Genomic DNA, 16,444 nt, shown 5'->3' on the forward strand with positions numbered 1-16,444 from the left:
GTGCATTCAACCGCTCTGCCATTCCTCCGTTGAAAACGTTGCAATAATAGAGATTATTGCAATCATCGTCAAGCAATAAATCTTAAATTCTGCTTATTCGTTCTTTTTTTCAGCATAAATTATTTCTTTATCAACCAAACGCCACTTTCAATATGGTGTGTGTAAGGGAACTGATCGAATAATGCTGCTTTTTCAATACGGTGGGTTTGACTTAATTGCTGTAAATTGTCCGCCAATGTGTGCGGATTACACGAAATATAGAGAATGCGATCGTAAGCCTGCACCATATTCAGTGTGTCTTGATCCAATCCTGCTCGTGGCGGATCGACAAAAATCGTATTGCAATCATAGGCTTTTAAATCAATCCCTTTTAGACGATAAAATTCACGTACGCCGTTCATCGCTTGAGTAAATTCTTCTGCTGACATTCGGATAATTTGTAGATTATCAATGCCGTTTTGCTCAATATTATATTGAGCTGATTGCACCGAAGATTTGGAGATTTCCGTTGCTAGAACCTTTCGGAAATTTTCCGCTAATGCAATAGAGAAGTTGCCGTTACCGCAGTAAAGCTCAAGTAAATCGCCCTCACTATTTTGGGTACAACGTCTCGCCCATTCTAGCATTTTGATATTCATTTCTGCATTAGGCTGAGTGAAACTGTTTTCTATTTGACGATAAACGTAGTGCTTGCCGTCAATCGGCAATACTTCTTCCACATAATCACAATCTAAGGCTATCTTTTGTTTATTTGCTCGCCCGATGATTTGCACCTTAAAGCCTTGATTTTCTAAGCGACTTTTCAACGCTTTAGCTTGCTCAATCCATTCTTCACCAAGCGTTTTGTGATAAAGCATTGATACGGCAATTTCACCGCTTAGCGTACTTAAATAATCCACTTGGAACAGCTTACGAGTTAAGATGTCGTTACCGTTAATTTCTGTCAGTAACGCTTGCATCATTTGATTAATTAGCTCGCTTGCAATCGGAAAGCTATCTACACGATAACGCTCTTTGGTTTCTTGATTAAACATTATGTGGTAAAGCGAGCCCTCATCGTGCCAAACCCGAAATTCCGCACGCATACGGAAATGGCTTGGCTTAGAGGCAAACACTTCTAATTCAGGAGCATTAAAAGGTTTGAGTAAAGCGGTCAGATTTTCGGTTTTTTTTGCAAGAAGAGCGGAATATTGTTCAATCGGAAGTGTCATTTTTTACCACGAATAGAAAATGAAAAAACAAACCACGAATTGCTTCGTGGTTTTATAGCATAAATTTAAGCTTATTCAGCTGCACTGAAATCATCGCCGGCATCGCTACCCGCATTACCTGAAAGGGTGTAAATGCGTTTAGTTTTGCTGGTCAGCGTACGGTATTTTAACCACGCTTTTTCGATATCGCTTTGTGCAATTTCTTCGCCTTTCATTACAGCAACGAAGCGTTTTTCTTCTGCGGTTTTAGGTTTACGTTCGCCTGTTTCTAAAGCCAAGCACGCTTGACCGAACTGCTCTAAAGTTTGTGATTCACGAATAGTGTAATCACCGTGACGAGAAAAGCCACGAGGGTAATTTTTATCATCGAAAAAACGGCGTGTAACGCTAAAACTATCTGCCATAATATGCCTCATTGTTTGAAATTAGGGAAAAGAAAATCGGCATACATTAAACAAAAATGGCGAATAAATCAAGGTTTAATGCAAATTTGGGGTGTTTTTTAATTCCTTACTTTGCAAAATTGTTGTAAAAAGTAACCGCTTGTAATATTGAAATAAAATTAAAAAGAGGAATAAAAACGGTGTTTTATTCCTCTTTATTGCTTATTAGGTATAGATTACCACCAGCCTAACATTTTCATCCATAAACCGCCGATACCAAACCAGATGATAAGTGAGGCAATAGAAACAATGAAACTCACTCCCCACCATTGACCGGTAGTGTTATAACCTGAGCCGAATAAAGCAGGCCCCGGGCCACCGGCATATTGGGTTAGGCTCATTGAAAGGGTTGAAGTATAGCCTAAGCCAACCGCAGCTAACATCGGTGGTGTACCCACGGCGATAGCGGCTGCTAAGAATGCCAAATACATAGCAGAAATATGTGCCATAGCAGAAGCAAAGAAGTAGCGGGTGTAGAAATAAACCAGTACTAAAATGGTAAAGGCAACAGGCCAGCTGAAAATACTAATTGAAGAAGAAATGTGCGTTGAAATCCAGCTTATTACACCATACTTGTTTAGGGCGGTTGCCATCATTACTAATACGGCAAACCAAAACATTGTATCCCACGCCGTTGTTTCTTCGACAATGTTTTTCCACGTCATAATATTTGAGAGTAATAAAATGACCAAGCCGATAAAGGCAGATACAGTTGCTGGAATACCGAAATAGAGATCGCCGACCGTCCATAGGAGTAGTAGGAGAATGAAGTCGAGGGCTAAGATCCATTCGGCTGCACTCATTTTACCCATTTTTTGTAACTCATCTTTTGCCATTTGTGCCATTTTAGGTGTACTTTTCAACTCTGGTGGATAGATGAGATAAACTAAGTAAGGGAGTACGATTAAGCTGATAATGCCCGGTACAAGTGCTCCTAAAAACCATGTCATCCAAGAAATTTCGATACCTTGGCTGCCGGCAAGTTCTGCAATCAGAGGGTTGCCTGCCATAGCGGTTAAGAACATTGTACAAGCGATAGTATCAATTTGAGACACAACAATCGCTAAAAACGCACCGGCTCTTCTTGCTGTTGGTCCTGGTTTAGAATCGTATGTATCTGCGATTGATTGCATAATCGGGTACATAATACCGCCCCCACGAGCAGAAGCAGACGGAATACCCGGTGCAATAATGGTATCAGCAAGGGCTATACCGTACGCAACCCCCATCATTCGATTACCGAATTTAGAAATGAAATAGAGTGCGATACGATGCCCTAGCCCTGTTTTAATCACAGCACGAGATAAGAACATCGCAATCCCGATAAGCCAAATAGTTGAGTTGGCAAAGCCGGAAAGCATTGCGACATCGTCTTTTCCTGCTTTAATCGGGGTAAGTCCTGTTACACCACTGATTACCAGGGCAACTAAGGTTGCCGCACCCATTGGCATTGCTTTAGTAATAATTGCCACAATGGTTGCAACAAATAATGCGAGCATTCCCCACGCTTTAGGACTTAGCCCTTCAGGTATTGGGCAGAAATAAATTCCAAGCCCGACGATAATAGAAATTAGCAGACCTTTCCATTCAAAGCCTGCTTTTACATTGACTGTTGTGTTTGACATAAAATGTTCTCCATAACTTAAAATATGGGGGAGAGTATCACAACTGTTAGATAATAGAATTGATATTAATCAATAATAGGTAAGGCAGTTAGAAACAAAGGTGAGATTAATGTTTAACCGATTAATCTCGCCTTTGTCTATATGGAATTAACGCTCAATCTTCGCTCTCATCAGTTCAATTAATTCTGCGATCTCGGGTGTTGGAGCCGGTACTTGTAACATTACCCAGCGAAAGAGTTCAGGATCGGTGTAGCTTAACATTTCAACAAAGGCTTGTTGTTGTGTTTCGGTAAGTTCATCAAAATGATTTTTATAAAACGGCATAATCATTTTGTCTAACTCACGCATACCACGACGGCATTCCCATTCAAGTTTAAAGCGGTTAATTTCTGTCATTATTTTACCTCTTTAATGCGAAGTTCTTTCGGCACTTCAAAGACAACATCTTCTTCATTGCCAGCAAGGGTTTCTACTTCTGTTACACCTAATGTTTTTAAGTGTGAGATAACAGATTGCACTAATACTTCAGGAGCAGAAGCACCGGCAGTAATGCCGATAGTTTCAACTCCTTCAAGCCATTTCGGATCAATATCTTGCGGACCGTCAATCAGTTTTGACATCACGCCCATTCGAGAAGCGAGTTCTGCTAAACGGTTTGAGTTAGATGAATTTTTCGAGCCAACTACAAGCACTAGCTGCGATTGTTCCGCTAATTCACGCACCGCGTGTTGGCGGTTGGTGGTGGCATAGCAAATATCGTTTTTGCGAGGACCTTGAATCGCAGGGTATTTCTCTTTTAACGCATCAATCACACCAATTGTGTCATCAATAGAGAGTGTTGTTTGCGTCATAAAGGTGAGCTCATCGTTGTTGGATACCGGAAGCTCCGCAATATCTTCTACCGATTCCACCAAATAAATGCCGCCTTCTTCGTTGCTATATTGCCCCATTGTGCCGATGACTTCCGGGTGTCCTTCGTGCCCGATGAGAATGGCTTTTGTGCCTTTTTTACTGGCTCGAGCAACCTGCATATGGACTTTGGTTACCAGCGGACAAGTTGCATCAAACACTTTTAAATTACGGCGTTTGGCTTCTTGGCGGACCGCTTGAGAAACCCCGTGAGCGGAAAAGATCACAATTGCATCATCAGGCACCTCGTCCAATTCTTCAACGAAGATCGCCCCTTTTGCTTTTAAGCCATCCACCACAAATTTATTGTGAACCACTTCGTGGCGAACATAAATCGGTGCACCGTGAATTTCCAATGCGAGTTCTACAATGGAAATGGCTCTATCTACACCGGCACAGAAACCACGAGGGTTTGCTAATAAAACTTTCATCTAATCACTCTTACTTTGTCTTTTCTTTTTTCGTTATAAAGGCTTCTAAAATCAGTAAGCCTGCTCCCACACAGATGGCAATATCAGCCACATTAAAGACGGGATAATGGTAAATATCCCAATAAAAATGAAGAAAATCCACTACATAGCCGTTATAAGCACGGTCAATCGCATTACCAATTGCACCGCCGATAATTAAGGCATACGCAGAATTTTCTAATTTTTTGACCGCTTGATTTTTCCATAATGCCACAACTAAGGCGAGGGAAATCACAATTGCCAGCCCTAAGAAGAAATATTTTTGCCAGCCGGAATGATCAGCGAGAAAACTAAAAGCTGCACCATAATTGCGTGCATAAGTTAAGTTAAAAATAGGCAAGATATTAATACTTTCGCCAAATTCAAAATGTTGTACAACGATATATTTTGACCAAAGGTCGATGATGATAGTAACTAAGCTAATCCAAAGAAATTTAAGTCCGGTTTTCATTCCATATTCCAAATGTAGGGGCGTACATCGTACGCCCATTTAATTTTGGAGCGTATGTTATACGCCCTGCAAGCGGTCTATTTTACAAAATTTTTTGCAAAATTAAATTGCCTCTTCGTTTTCTTCGCCTGTACGAATACGAATAACACGTCCAACATCATAGACAAAAATCTTGCCATCACCGATTTTGCCGGTTTGAGCGGTTTCCATAATCGCTTCAATGCACTGTTCTTCCAGTTCATCAGGAATCACAATTTCAACTTTTACTTTTGGCAGGAAATCAATGGCGTATTCCGCTCCACGATAAAGCTCGGTATGCCCTTTTTGTCTGCCGAAGCCTTTGATTTCAGTAATGCTCATACCGCTAATGCCCACGTCTGTTAAGGCTTCACGTACGTCATCTAATTTAAAAGGTTTGATGATTGCTTCAATTTTTTTCATCGTTATTCCTATTTTTCTCTACGAGCTGATTTTGGACGGAAACTTTCGCACACTTGCGGATTGGTTTCGACATAAATTTCACTTAAAAGTTGTAGGCAATACGGTACAGCACTGAAAATGCCTTTGACTAACACTTTGCCGTTTTCATCTTTTACCCCTTCAAGCGTTTCTTTAATTGCTTTCGGCTGTCCGGGTAAGTTGAGAATTAAGCTCTCATTGCGGATAACACCCACTTGGCGAGAGAGAATTGCGGTTGGCACGAAGTGGAGGCTTACTTGTCGCATTTGTTCGCCAAAACCCGGCATTTCTCGATGAGCAACGGCAAGCGTAGCATCAGGGGTAACATCACGTTTTGCTGGACCTGTTCCGCCGGTGGTTAAAACCAAATGGCAAGCGTGGTTATCCACCAAATCAATCAAGGTTTGCTCAATGAGTGGTTGTTCATCGGCAATCAAGCGGCTTTCTACCTCAAAATCATTGCATAATGCAGCTTTTAACCAAGCTTTCAATTCGGGAATACCTTGATCTTGGTAAACCCCTTGTGAGGCTCTGTCAGAAACAGACACTAAACCGATTTTCAATTTTTCTTTACTTGGAGATTTACAAGCGGTCATTTTTTCTCGCCTTTTTGCAATTGTAACTCTTGTTTATCTTGTTCACTTAAATTTGATAATGCCATATTAAAACTACGCTCAACCGTAACTTTACGAGGATCTTCATCTGGCAAGAGCTTTAACATCATTCCCCACGTCATCGCCGCCATTTTGAAATCTTCTTTTTCAAACGAGTGGAAAGCAAGCAGGCTTAACGCATCAAAATTGGTGTGATCTTGACGGATAATCTGTTTTAATAACGTTTCGCCTTGTGTTTTATCTTCTGGTGCTTCGGAGAAAAGTAGAAGCTGAGCGTGGCTTAATTTGTAAGCTAAATTATCAGGTTTTAGCTGTGCTGCTTTACTGAACGCATCGTGAGCTAATTGACCGTCATCTAACGCCATACCGATTTGCCCGAGCATATACCATTTCTGATCATCGTTTGGATTTTTCTGCAAATCAACGCGTAATGCCATTGCAAATTGGTTCATCTCTTCGGTTGAAAGCGGATTTTTATCTTCTGATTTCAAGCGTTCGTAGAAATAGTCTAATTTTTGATGGGTAGTATCTAGCATTGAGTTTGAAAGCCACGAACCGACATTACTATAAATCGCAAAACTAATGCCACCTACAAACAAAATCAATGAAACAAACCACGCCTTGCCGAGCTTTAATTTTTCACCTTGAACGGGCTGAGTGTTTTCAGGAATGTCGTCTAATAAATTTTGTTGTAGCTCTAATTTTGTGCGTTCAGGATCGTCAATAACGCCTTCATTTGCTTCGTTTTCCACTTCTTTTAAGCGATCAAAATAGAAAGCTTTATTTAAACTATCGCGTTTGCTGGCATCAATTTGCTTATTCTTTTTAAGCAAAGGATAAAACGCCACAACACAGACGATTAGAGTAATAAAAATAATGGCTATCCAGAAACTCATTTGTTGTCCTTATTTAAAATTTGGTTAAGACGCTCTTGCTCGTCTTGGTTTAAATGCTTAATTGGTTTTGCAAAATTTTGCGAAGAATTGACCGCTTGCAGTTTCGCTTTCTTGCGGCGGAGCACAAAACCAAGCCCTAGTGCAATTAAAATTAACGGCAGAACCCAAAGAATAAGCGTTGCTGGTGTCATTGGCGGATTGTAGGTAACAAAATTGCCGTAACGTTCAATCATATACTCCACCACTTCATCTTTGCTTTTCCCTTCTTTGAGTAACTCTAAGGTTTTTGCCCGCATATCGGTGGAAATTGTTGCATTTGAGTCCGCAATATTATTGTTTTGGCATTGCGGACAGCGTAGTTCTTGAATTAAGGCACGATAATCCGCTTCTTGTTTTGGACTATCAAATTTATGAAGCTCAACAGGAGCAGAAAGAGCCACAGAGCTTGCAAAAATAAAGAATAGGCTAAACTTTTTCATCGTTTTCATCACTCTTTTAATTTGTCATAAATCGGTTTTAGCACGTTATTCCACACTTGGTCGTTTACATCGCCTGCGTGGCGGTATTTGATGATGCCATTGCCATCAATAATAAAGGTTTCCGGTGCACCATAAACACCCAAATCTAAGCCGAGTGAGCCTTTGGGATCAAAAATAACCGCTTTATATGGATTACCGTAAGCGGCTAAGAATTTAATCGCTTTCGGGCGTTCATCTTTATAATCAATGCCGACAATTTCCACTCCTTGTTTCGCTAAAACAGTAAGGTATTCGTGTTCGGCGTAACAAGTTGGACACCACGTTGCCCACACATTTAATAGGCGAGGCTTGCCTGTTTTAACCACATCTTGATTAATTTGCTCTTTTTCATCGAGTAAAGATTCTAGGCTGAAATTAGGAATGGTTTTACCGATGAGGGCAGATTCTAATTTTTTCGGATCATCACCTTGTGAGTTGCGAGCAAGTTGAACCAAAAATGCCACAGATAATGCCAAAAAGAGAATTAAAGGAAGTAGAAATTTTTTATTCATTGTTTATGCCTAATATCAATCAATCTCAAAGTTGTTAGCTTACCAAAAAATAGCCGAATAAGCATTGATTTAAATAAAAAATCCGTTGAGTTGTATTCAACGGATTTTAAGGTGTAACAAGCGGTCGAAAAAGTTGAATTATTTGCGTAATTTTACCGTTTCAATGGCGTGATCTTGCCCTTTTATCAAAATGAGGTTGGCTCGTTCACGGCTCGGTAAAATATTTTGTCGTAAATTCAAACCATTAATTTCCTCCCAGATGGTTGAGGCAGTCTTAATCGCTTCTTGTTCCGATAATTTTGAATAGTGGTGGAAATAAGAGTTCGGATCAGCAAAGGCACTGCGGCGGAATTTTAAGAAACGGTTGATATACCATTTCTTTAAGAGATCTTCTTCAGCATCAACATAAATTGAGAAATCGACAAAATCAGATACAAATACATTATGTGGGCTGGAAGGGTAGTTCATTCCGCTTTGTAGCACGTTTAGTCCTTCTAAAATCACAATATCAGGTTGATCAACTACATTAAATTGATCAGGAATAATGTCATAAGTTAAATGCGAATAGATGGGGGCTTTCACATTACGCTCGCCCGATTTAATATCAGATACAAAGCGAATGAGGCTATGAATATCATAAGATTCCGGAAAGCCTTTTTTCTTTAGTAAGTTCTTTTCAGTAAGCGTTGCAAGCGGATATAAAAAACCATCGGTAGTAATTAAATCGACTTTTCTCTCTTTAGGATAATGTGAGAGCAGAGCTTGCAAAATACGGGCAGAGGTACTTTTACCAACCGAAACACTGCCGGCAATACTAATAATATAAGGCACTTTCGGCGTTTCAATGCCAAGAAAACGGTGTAAAACGGTCTGACGTTTTAAATTCTCTTCTATATAGTATTGAATTAAACGGGCAAGGGGGAGGTAAATAGTACGTACTTCTTCTAAAGAAAGATCTTCATTAAAGCCTAATAACGGTTTTAAATCTTGCTCAGTTAGCTTTAATGGCACGGATTTACGCAAATCTGCCCATTGTTGGCGATCAAAAGTGAGAAAAGGAGTAATTTTTGTGTTTTTTTCAAGGCTCATAGCCAAAATCTCAATTTTTTGATGATGAATAAATCGGTTTAATACTCAAATTAGGGGCATAACTATACAATATATGAGACGCTTTTGCCGTATTTATTGACATAAAACCGCCTGTATTTTACAAAAAATAGCCATTTTGTATATTTAAAAGTCGAAAGATTGATTTTTTTAATATTTTTAAAAAAAATACTTGCACAGCGTTAAAATTTCCCTATAATGCACATCACTTGCTTACGACACAGCAATGCCGACTTAGCTCAGTAGGTAGAGCAACTGACTTGTAATCAGTAGGTCACCAGTTCGATTCCGGTAGTCGGCACCATTTTTGCTTTAAACGTAAATAAGTATTCAAAATATCGTGGAGGGGTTCCCGAGCGGCCAAAGGGGGCAGACTGTAAATCTGTTGGCTCAGCCTTCGAAGGTTCGAATCCTTCTCCCTCCACCATTTCTGATTTTTGAATCGTGCAGGACAGACGAATTTAGAACAGCGGGCATCGTATAATGGCTATTACCTTAGCCTTCCAAGCTAATGATGCGGGTTCGATTCCCGCTGCCCGCTCCAAACGCTGATATAGCTCAGTTGGTAGAGCGCACCCTTGGTAAGGGTGAGGTCGGCGGTTCAAATCCGCCTATCAGCACCACTTCTTCTAACTTCACTCTTTCCTATAAGTTTCAATTAGTATTAATTTCTACATTATGGTTAATGGGTTCTTTTGTTCCATTGTAACCGTTTTTGTTTAAGAGGCTTTTAGAAAATGTCTAAAGAAAAATTTGAACGTACAAAACCGCACGTGAACGTGGGTACAATCGGCCACGTTGACCATGGTAAAACAACTTTAACAGCAGCAATTACAACTGTATTATCAAAACACTTCGGTGGTGCAGCTCGTGCATTCGACCAAATCGATAACGCACCGGAAGAAAAAGCTCGTGGTATCACCATCAACACTTCACACGTTGAATACGATACAGCAACTCGCCACTACGCACACGTTGACTGCCCGGGACACGCGGACTATGTTAAAAATATGATTACCGGTGCGGCACAAATGGACGGTGCTATCTTAGTAGTAGCAGCAACAGATGGTCCAATGCCACAAACTCGTGAGCACATCTTATTAGGTCGCCAAGTAGGTGTTCCATACATCATCGTATTCTTAAACAAATGCGATATGGTTGATGACGAAGAGTTATTAGAATTAGTTGAAATGGAAGTTCGTGAACTTCTTTCTCAATACGACTTCCCGGGCGATGACACTCCAATCGTACGTGGTTCAGCATTACAAGCATTAAACGGTGTTGCTGAGTGGGAAGAGAAAATCCTTGAATTAGCAAACCACTTAGATACATACATCCCAGAGCCTGAGCGTGCGATTGATAAGCCATTCTTATTACCAATCGAAGACGTATTCTCAATTTCTGGTCGTGGTACAGTAGTAACAGGTCGTGTTGAGCGTGGTATCATCCGTACTGGTGATGAAGTTGAAATCGTAGGTATCAAAGATACAACGAAAACAACAGTAACTGGTGTTGAGATGTTCCGTAAATTATTAGACGAAGGTCGTGCGGGTGAGAACGTTGGTGCATTATTACGTGGTACTAAACGTGAAGAAATCGAACGTGGTCAAGTATTAGCGAAACCGGGTTCAATCACGCCACACACAGACTTCGAATCAGAAGTTTACGTATTATCAAAAGAAGAAGGTGGTCGTCATACTCCATTCTTCAAAGGTTACCGCCCACAGTTCTACTTCCGTACAACGGACGTAACAGGTACTATCGAATTACCGGAAGGTGTTGAGATGGTAATGCCTGGCGATAACATCAAAATGACTGTAAGCTTAATTCACCCAATCGCGATGGACGAAGGTTTACGCTTCGCTATCCGTGAAGGTGGTCGTACAGTAGGTGCGGGCGTTGTAGCGAAAATCATCAAATAATTAAATTGATTATTTGAGCATACAAATGCAGAAAAGGCAGGCTGAAAAGTCTGCCTTTTCGTTTTATGTTATGTTGTGCGATTTGCAAAATGTAGAGGAAAAAAGACCGCTTGTAGAAAGTAACATTTACAAGCGGTCGAATTTTATCAATATTTTACAATTTCAATTAAGCAATTTTTACAGCTTTATAATTACATTGTGGATTAACGATTAAATCCCGTGAGCGAATAATTTGGAGTTCGTACAAGCCTGATTTTGAGGTTTGTTCCATTACTTCATTTACGGCATTGGCAGTATGCTCAAAGGCTTCCAGATCTGATTTCCCATTTAATAAGTTCGCTACAAATAAGCCGGCAGTTAAGTCGCCTACGCCCACCGGTTCTTTGTCGAAATGATAGAGCGGTCGGCTGATATGCCAAATACCCTCTTGGTTGGCAAAAAGCATCTCAAATTTGTTGCTATCTTTACCTACACGGCTTAAATGTTTTACTAGCACTTTTTTCGGACCTTTAGTTAAAATCACTTTTACGGCTTCTAAGGCTTGCTCGAAATTTTCTACGGTTAAGCCTGTGAGCTCTCGTAATTCCACTAAATTTGGTGTGATGATATCAGCTTGTGCCATTGCTAGATTGATTAAGCCTTCTTTTACTCCATCTGCCACGATGCAACCTTTATCTGGGTGTCCCATTACAGGGTCGCAAATGTAGATCGCATTAGGATTTTCCGCTTTTACTTTATGGAATGCATTGATGATTTCTTCAACTTGTTCTGCAGAGCCAATGTAGCCTGATAATACCGCATCGCAGCGATGAAGTTCATCGATATTGTGAATTCCCTCTACAATGCTGCCAATCTGTTCTTTTGGCATTACCATTCCGCCCCATTTCCCATATTGAGTATGGTTAGAAAATTGCACTGTGTTTAATGCCCAAACATCCACTCCTAAAAGCTGCATTGGAAAGGTTGCCGCTTTGTTGCCGGCGTAGCCATAGACAACGTGGGATTGAATAGAGAGTATGTTTTTCATTCGCTTGCTCCTTTAAAAGCTTAATGTGTATTATTTTTTAGTCATTTGAATGGCTTGAGGGTTGAAGACGGGAAAGAAATTGCTATAATTCTCCCTCGTTAAAACCTTTCTATATGCCGACTTAGCTCAGTAGGTAGAGCAACTGACTTGTAATCAGTAGGTCACCAGTTCGATTCCGGTAGTCGGCACCACTTTCAAATTTCTTTTATCTTTTTATTCTCTTAATGCAAAACGGCAAGATTTTGCAAATTTCTACAAAAATCTTACCGCTTGTTCTATTTAAAACCGATTAAACGTAGCCGTAGTTCATTAGGCGTTGATAACGACGTTCTAATAAATCGTCTTTGCTGAGTTGATCTAACTCCGCTAAATCTTCCACAATACGTTGTTTTAGATTTTGTGCAATTTCCTCAATATTTCGATGAGCCCCACCCAATGGTTCCGGCACGATGTTATCGATCAGTTCTAACTCTTTTAAACGTGGAGCAGTTAAGCCCATTACCTCTGCCGCAGTTGAGGCTTTATCGGCACTTTTCCATAGAATTGAGGCACAGCCTTCAGGAGAAATAACCGAGTAGGTTGAATATTGCAACATATTGACTTTATCACCTACGCCGATAGCTAATGCACCGCCTGAACCACCTTCGCCAATTACAGTACAAATTACCGGCACAGAGAGTTGCGACATTTCACGCAAGTTGCGTGCGATCGCTTCTGATTGACCTCGTTCTTCAGCTCCAATACCCGGATAAGCTCCCGGTGTATCAATAAAGGTAATAATCGGCATATTAAAACGTTCTGCCATTTCCATTAAGCGTAATGCTTTACGATAACCTTCCGGTGCAGGCATACCGAAATTACGTTTTACCTTCTCTTTTACCGTACGACCTTTCTGATGACCAATAATCATCACCGGGCGACCGTCTAAACGAGCAATACCGCCGACAATGGCTTTATCATCAGCGAATGCACGATCACCTGCTAATTCATCAAACTCAGTGAAGATATGTTCAATATAGTCTAAAGTGTATGGGCGGTTTGGGTGGCGTGCCATACGGGAAATTTGCCACGCATCTAAATTTGCAAAGGTTTTTTTGGTTAATTCTTCGCTTTTCTTTTGTAAACGCTTGATTTCATCATCAAGGTCAATTTTGTCATCTTGCAGACTGACCGCTCTTAAAGACTCAATTTTAGCTTCAAGTTCGGCAATCGGCATTTCAAAATCTAAAAATTCTTGGCTCATTATTTTTTCCTTTTTATGGGCAAAATTATGGGGCATTATCGCCTATCGAAGGGTTATTGTCCATTTTCAATTACACTAAATTGACCCATCGTACCTCTATCACGCAACATAAAATCGCTCACGCCAAAGGTAAAAGGCAATTGCTCAGAAGCGGTATTGTCAAAGCGAACTAAAAGAGTTACCTCTTGTTCAGCCTCTAACCAAACCGTATCTCGCCAAGCAAGTTGCTTAATTGGGAATGGTTTACGGTTTTGAGTCTCAATAATAAATTTTGCACCTTGCAGGGTAAATCCGACCGCTTGTGTGCTGTGTAAATACCAACGCTCAACACTGCCTTTTTGAGCGGTAAAATCAATTCGTTTTGGGTCAAATCGCTTTTGGTTGATTAAGTAATCAGACGGGCTAAGCATAAATCGGCGTTCTTGGCTGATTTTCAAATTAAATTCATCTAATGAAAAGGCAGGTAAACTTGGTTTTGTATTGAGTACCGCTGCCATTCCTTCAGGTCTGAGTTCTAAAATTATATTGTCGATTAATTCATCATCGCTTGAGAAAACTTGCCCGATTTTGTAAAAAATATCTCTTTTTTGACCGCTTATCAGTGAAACTGTTTTGCCGTCGCTTAAATCAACCAGAACTTCCACTCGCTCATTTGGAGCAAGGCGGATAACGTCCATCTCCACAGGTTCGGCTAACATTCCTACACCTGTTGCAATAAGTCTAAGTGGTTGGTCATTATCTAGTCTTAAGTCATAAGCACGGGAGAGGGAAGCGTTGAGGACACGTAATCTTACCCAGCCGCGAGGCACATTGAAATAAGGTGATTCTTGTCCGTTTACAAACAGGCGTTTTCCTAAAAATTGGGGTGTGTTTTTATCTAAAACTTGTACACCTTCTTTATTGAGAAGCTGGTCTTGCAAAATCAGTGGAATATCATTCACGCCATATTTATTCGGTAAAGAGGTATTTTTGCTATGTTGATCTTCAATCAGCCACAATCCAACCAATCCTCGATAAATTTGGAACGCTGAATTGAGCATCGTATCGGCGTGATACCAACAAGTACAAGCGGCTTGATTAATTGAAACAATTGGCGACCAACTGCTTTTGGGTTCAAGAGAACGATGCACCGAGCCGATAATATCGCTTGAGGCTTGTAGCCCTTGAATATTCATTGAGATTTTTTGTGGCAAATTATTGAGATAAGTTAATTTAACAAAATCTCCTGATTTTACCCGTACAGTAGGAGCAAGATACTGTCCGTTCACGCCCCAAACATCGACCAACTTACCTTTATCAAATTGGGTTTGAGCAGGGCGTAAATCAAGCCGAACAGGTCTACCTCGTCCAATATCCATAAGGGGTGGAATATTAAGGGCAGAGCGATCAGCTGCTAATGCAGCGTGAGGCAATGTCGCTAATGCACCTGCTAGGATTGAACCTTGTAAAAATTGGCGTCGGGTTATCGCTTTTTTCATATTAGGCGTTTTTCGTTTTTTCTAGTTCTTCAACTTCTTGATTAAGCTCTTCAAATTTAGCGAGCATAATTTGGTGGCATTTTTCCATTAGTTCTTTCACGTTTTCACGGCTATAACCCGATGTATCAATAGGCTCAAGCATTTCACAGATCACAACGCCATTATCCCAACGGTTCAAATCAATTTTATTGTGTAAGTTAGAACAAACAACAGGCACAATCGGCACACCAGCGGAAATTGCCAAATGGAAAGCTCCGGTTTTAAACGGCAGTAAGCCACGTCCACGACTACGAGTGCCTTCAGGGAACATCCACACAGATACTTGACGCTCTTTGACGATTTGCCCTGCTTTATTCATTGTTTCAATCGCACTTGAACGCTTTTCACGATGAATAAAAATATTGCCGGTCGCCCAATAAACTAAGCCGAAAAACGGAATCCAAATCAAGCTTTTTTTGCCGATACTCACGGTGTTTTCTGCTACCATTGAAGAAATCGTTGCCATATCATAGTTATTCTGATGGTTGCCGATGTAGATAACCGGGTAGTTGATTTCAGGTTTTTTACGAGTAATCAGTTTTACGCCCATCAATTTATGTAATAAACCGAACCAACGTGCCACAACGCCCACACTGCTCGGGTGGCGTAAACGCACTAACGCATAAAGTGTACCGACAAGAGAAATTAAAATAGCCGCTATTGCAACTAAAAAAACACGAAAAATTTTTAACATAATAATGATAACCTTAAAAATGAGATGTCTATGAGTATAGCAAAATCAGGTTAGTTTCTAAAGATTATCATAATTAAATTGATAGTTTCCTATTTTGCAAAAAATCGGTATATTTAGACCGCTTGTTTATTCATAAGGAGAAAAGAATGAGTAAAGTAACTTTAGCAGGAAACCCGATTGATGTTGCAGGTGCATTTCCACAACAAGGCGATGTGGTTGCAGATTTTACGCTGGTAAACAGTGATTTAGAGGACGTTTCACTGTCTGATTTTGACGGTAAACGCAAAGTGTTAAACATTTTCCCAAGTATTGATACAGGTATTTGTGCGAAGTCTGTGCGTGTGTTTAACGAAAAAGCAACAAGTTTAGATAACACGGTTGTATTATGTATTTCAGCTGATTTACCTTTTGCTCAAGCACGTTTCTGTGGAGCAGAAGGCATTGAAAATGCGAAAGTATTATCAACGTTCCGTAACCGTGAATTACATAACAAACTTGGTGTGGATATTACCTCTGGTCCACTCGCTGGTTTAGCCTCTCGTTCTGTGATTATTTTAGATGAGAGCAACAAAGTATTACACAGCGAATTAGTGCCGGAAATCAAGCAAGAGCCGGATTACGATGCGGCTTTAGCGGTATTGTAATTTGCAAAGTTTTGATGGAATATCACCGCTTGTGAAATAGAAAAAAGCCCGTTGAGTGAAATCAACGGGCTTTTTGCCAAGAAACCATAATGTAGGGGCAAATTGCAATTTGCCCCTACGGTGTAGTTATAAGTAAATTATTTCTTACGAGAATGTAAGCCTTTTTTCTCTAAGTTACGGTA

Annotated in this window: 18 protein-coding genes and 5 tRNA genes; 7 read left to right on the forward strand and 16 right to left on the reverse strand. The window is 40.3% G+C overall.

Translation table 11 applies throughout. The features are described 5' to 3' along the window. Positions 1-119: 119 nt before the first annotated feature. The 12 genes from trmA to coaA form a co-directional block, all read right to left on the reverse strand. On the reverse strand, positions 120-1,211 hold the full coding sequence (gene trmA, locus ACJHV0_RS03575) for a tRNA (uridine(54)-C5)-methyltransferase TrmA (RefSeq protein ID WP_483133405.1): 1,092 nt from the start codon (positions 1,209-1,211) through the stop codon (positions 120-122). A 71-nt stretch (positions 1,212-1,282) separates the two neighbouring features. Then, entirely contained in the window at positions 1,283-1,615 is a 333-nt protein-coding gene (locus ACJHV0_RS03580; protein ID WP_025236866.1) for a MaoP family protein, read from the reverse strand. Between the two features lie 215 nt (positions 1,616-1,830). Next, the gene (locus ACJHV0_RS03585; protein ID WP_283386738.1) at positions 1,831-3,279 is read right to left on the reverse strand and encodes a DASS family sodium-coupled anion symporter; all 1,449 of its coding nucleotides are present in this window, start codon (positions 3,277-3,279) and stop codon (positions 1,831-1,833) included. Positions 3,280-3,426: 147 nt separating this feature from the next. Then, positions 3,427-3,675 carry an FAD assembly factor SdhE gene (locus tag ACJHV0_RS03590; RefSeq protein ID WP_334229780.1) on the reverse strand — a complete coding sequence of 83 codons (249 nt, stop codon included), beginning with the start codon at positions 3,673-3,675 and terminating at the stop codon, positions 3,427-3,429. Further along, on the reverse strand, positions 3,675-4,619 hold the full coding sequence (gene ispH, locus ACJHV0_RS03595) for a 4-hydroxy-3-methylbut-2-enyl diphosphate reductase (RefSeq protein WP_283386740.1): 945 nt from the start codon (positions 4,617-4,619) through the stop codon (positions 3,675-3,677). Before ispH ends, ACJHV0_RS03590 begins: the two co-directional genes overlap by 1 nt. A gap of 10 nt (positions 4,620-4,629) precedes the next feature. Further along, entirely contained in the window at positions 4,630-5,109 is a 480-nt protein-coding gene (lspA, locus tag ACJHV0_RS03600) for a signal peptidase II (RefSeq protein WP_038644054.1), read from the reverse strand. A 102-nt stretch (positions 5,110-5,211) separates the two neighbouring features. Next, a complete protein-coding gene (gene glnB / locus ACJHV0_RS03605; RefSeq protein ID WP_025236863.1) occupies positions 5,212-5,550 on the reverse strand; it encodes a nitrogen regulatory protein P-II in 339 nt (112 codons plus the stop codon). An 8-nt stretch (positions 5,551-5,558) separates the two neighbouring features. Continuing rightward, positions 5,559-6,164 carry a molybdopterin adenylyltransferase gene (gene mog, locus ACJHV0_RS03610; protein ID WP_025236862.1) on the reverse strand — a complete coding sequence of 202 codons (606 nt, stop codon included), beginning with the start codon at positions 6,162-6,164 and terminating at the stop codon, positions 5,559-5,561. Continuing rightward, positions 6,161-7,078, reverse strand: coding sequence for a c-type cytochrome biogenesis protein CcmI (ccmI, locus tag ACJHV0_RS03615; RefSeq protein WP_025236861.1), 918 nt, complete (start codon positions 7,076-7,078; stop codon positions 6,161-6,163). Before ccmI ends, mog begins: the two co-directional genes overlap by 4 nt. Beyond that, a complete protein-coding gene (locus ACJHV0_RS03620; RefSeq protein ID WP_483133409.1) occupies positions 7,075-7,557 on the reverse strand; it encodes a cytochrome c-type biogenesis protein in 483 nt (160 codons plus the stop codon). Before ACJHV0_RS03620 ends, ccmI begins: the two co-directional genes overlap by 4 nt. Positions 7,558-7,565: 8 nt before the next feature. Next, entirely contained in the window at positions 7,566-8,108 is a 543-nt protein-coding gene (locus tag ACJHV0_RS03625; RefSeq protein ID WP_025236859.1) for a DsbE family thiol:disulfide interchange protein, read from the reverse strand. 138 nt (positions 8,109-8,246) lie between these two features. Beyond that, on the reverse strand, positions 8,247-9,197 hold the full coding sequence (coaA, locus tag ACJHV0_RS03630; protein ID WP_483133406.1) for a type I pantothenate kinase: 951 nt from the start codon (positions 9,195-9,197) through the stop codon (positions 8,247-8,249). Positions 9,198-9,443: 246 nt separating this feature from the next. On the opposite strand from coaA, the gene ACJHV0_RS03635 reads away from it, so the two are divergent. From ACJHV0_RS03635 to tuf, 5 genes are all read left to right on the forward strand, one after another. Next, a tRNA-Thr gene (locus ACJHV0_RS03635) sits at positions 9,444-9,519 on the forward strand. Between the two features lie 38 nt (positions 9,520-9,557). Continuing rightward, positions 9,558-9,642, forward strand: a tRNA-Tyr gene (locus ACJHV0_RS03640). A gap of 42 nt (positions 9,643-9,684) precedes the next feature. Beyond that, positions 9,685-9,759, forward strand: a tRNA-Gly gene (locus tag ACJHV0_RS03645). Positions 9,760-9,762: 3 nt separating this feature from the next. After that, positions 9,763-9,838, forward strand: a tRNA-Thr gene (locus ACJHV0_RS03650). Positions 9,839-9,952: 114 nt separating this feature from the next. After that, a complete protein-coding gene (tuf, locus tag ACJHV0_RS03655; protein ID WP_025235276.1) occupies positions 9,953-11,137 on the forward strand; it encodes an elongation factor Tu in 1,185 nt (394 codons plus the stop codon). 166 nt (positions 11,138-11,303) lie between these two features. Here tuf and pdxY read toward each other — a convergent pair whose 3' ends face one another. Further along, the gene (pdxY, locus tag ACJHV0_RS03660; protein ID WP_025236855.1) at positions 11,304-12,164 is read right to left on the reverse strand and encodes a pyridoxal kinase PdxY; all 861 of its coding nucleotides are present in this window, start codon (positions 12,162-12,164) and stop codon (positions 11,304-11,306) included. 115 nt (positions 12,165-12,279) lie between these two features. Here pdxY and ACJHV0_RS03665 point away from each other — a divergent pair. Beyond that, positions 12,280-12,355 (forward strand) — tRNA-Thr (locus ACJHV0_RS03665). Positions 12,356-12,453: 98 nt separating this feature from the next. On the opposite strand, the gene accA is transcribed toward ACJHV0_RS03665, so the two are convergent. Genes accA through ACJHV0_RS03680 form a run of 3 tightly spaced genes read right to left on the reverse strand, consistent with a single transcriptional unit; the run spans position 12,454 to position 15,618 of the window. Then, on the reverse strand, positions 12,454-13,407 hold the full coding sequence (gene accA, locus ACJHV0_RS03670) for an acetyl-CoA carboxylase carboxyl transferase subunit alpha (protein ID WP_283386743.1): 954 nt from the start codon (positions 13,405-13,407) through the stop codon (positions 12,454-12,456). A 53-nt stretch (positions 13,408-13,460) separates the two neighbouring features. Further along, positions 13,461-14,885: a multicopper oxidase domain-containing protein gene (locus ACJHV0_RS03675; RefSeq protein ID WP_483133407.1), complete on the reverse strand. Its 1,425-nt coding sequence runs from the start codon at positions 14,883-14,885 to the stop codon at positions 13,461-13,463. Between the two features lies 1 nt (position 14,886). After that, positions 14,887-15,618, reverse strand: coding sequence for a 1-acylglycerol-3-phosphate O-acyltransferase (locus ACJHV0_RS03680; RefSeq protein WP_188157277.1), 732 nt, complete (start codon positions 15,616-15,618; stop codon positions 14,887-14,889). A gap of 146 nt (positions 15,619-15,764) precedes the next feature. On the opposite strand from ACJHV0_RS03680, the gene tpx reads away from it, so the two are divergent. Next, positions 15,765-16,262: a thiol peroxidase gene (gene tpx / locus ACJHV0_RS03685; protein WP_483133408.1), complete on the forward strand. Its 498-nt coding sequence runs from the start codon at positions 15,765-15,767 to the stop codon at positions 16,260-16,262. Positions 16,263-16,444: the final 182 nt, after the last annotated feature.

This window comes from Mannheimia sp. (genome assembly GCF_056854775.1).

Bases quoted from the DNA above. Each gene is read 5' to 3' on its own strand.
- ispH (WP_283386740.1), bottom strand. From the start codon at position 4,619: ATGAAAGTTTTATTAGCAAACCCTCGTGGTTTCTGTGCCGGTGTAGAT.
- mog (WP_025236862.1), bottom strand. From the start codon at position 6,164: ATGACCGCTTGTAAATCTCCAAGTAAAGAAAAATTGAAAATCGGTTTA.
- glnB (WP_025236863.1), bottom strand. From the start codon at position 5,550: ATGAAAAAAATTGAAGCAATCATCAAACCTTTTAAATTAGATGACGTA.
- tuf (WP_025235276.1), top strand. From the start codon at position 9,953: ATGTCTAAAGAAAAATTTGAACGTACAAAACCGCACGTGAACGTGGGT.
- ACJHV0_RS03585 (WP_283386738.1), bottom strand. From the start codon at position 3,279: ATGTCAAACACAACAGTCAATGTAAAAGCAGGCTTTGAATGGAAAGGT.
- ACJHV0_RS03590 (WP_334229780.1), bottom strand. From the start codon at position 3,675: ATGACAGAAATTAACCGCTTTAAACTTGAATGGGAATGCCGTCGTGGT.
- ACJHV0_RS03680 (WP_188157277.1), bottom strand. From the start codon at position 15,618: ATGTTAAAAATTTTTCGTGTTTTTTTAGTTGCAATAGCGGCTATTTTA.
- tpx (WP_483133408.1), top strand. From the start codon at position 15,765: ATGAGTAAAGTAACTTTAGCAGGAAACCCGATTGATGTTGCAGGTGCA.
- lspA (WP_038644054.1), bottom strand. From the start codon at position 5,109: ATGAAAACCGGACTTAAATTTCTTTGGATTAGCTTAGTTACTATCATC.
- ACJHV0_RS03675 (WP_483133407.1), bottom strand. From the start codon at position 14,885: ATGAAAAAAGCGATAACCCGACGCCAATTTTTACAAGGTTCAATCCTA.
- accA (WP_283386743.1), bottom strand. From the start codon at position 13,407: ATGAGCCAAGAATTTTTAGATTTTGAAATGCCGATTGCCGAACTTGAA.
- pdxY (WP_025236855.1), bottom strand. From the start codon at position 12,164: ATGAAAAACATACTCTCTATTCAATCCCACGTTGTCTATGGCTACGCC.
- ACJHV0_RS03580 (WP_025236866.1), bottom strand. From the start codon at position 1,615: ATGGCAGATAGTTTTAGCGTTACACGCCGTTTTTTCGATGATAAAAAT.
- trmA (WP_483133405.1), bottom strand. From the start codon at position 1,211: ATGACACTTCCGATTGAACAATATTCCGCTCTTCTTGCAAAAAAAACC.
- ccmI (WP_025236861.1), bottom strand. From the start codon at position 7,078: ATGAGTTTCTGGATAGCCATTATTTTTATTACTCTAATCGTCTGTGTT.
- coaA (WP_483133406.1), bottom strand. From the start codon at position 9,197: ATGAGCCTTGAAAAAAACACAAAAATTACTCCTTTTCTCACTTTTGAT.
- ACJHV0_RS03620 (WP_483133409.1), bottom strand. From the start codon at position 7,557: ATGAAAAAGTTTAGCCTATTCTTTATTTTTGCAAGCTCTGTGGCTCTT.
- ACJHV0_RS03625 (WP_025236859.1), bottom strand. From the start codon at position 8,108: ATGAATAAAAAATTTCTACTTCCTTTAATTCTCTTTTTGGCATTATCT.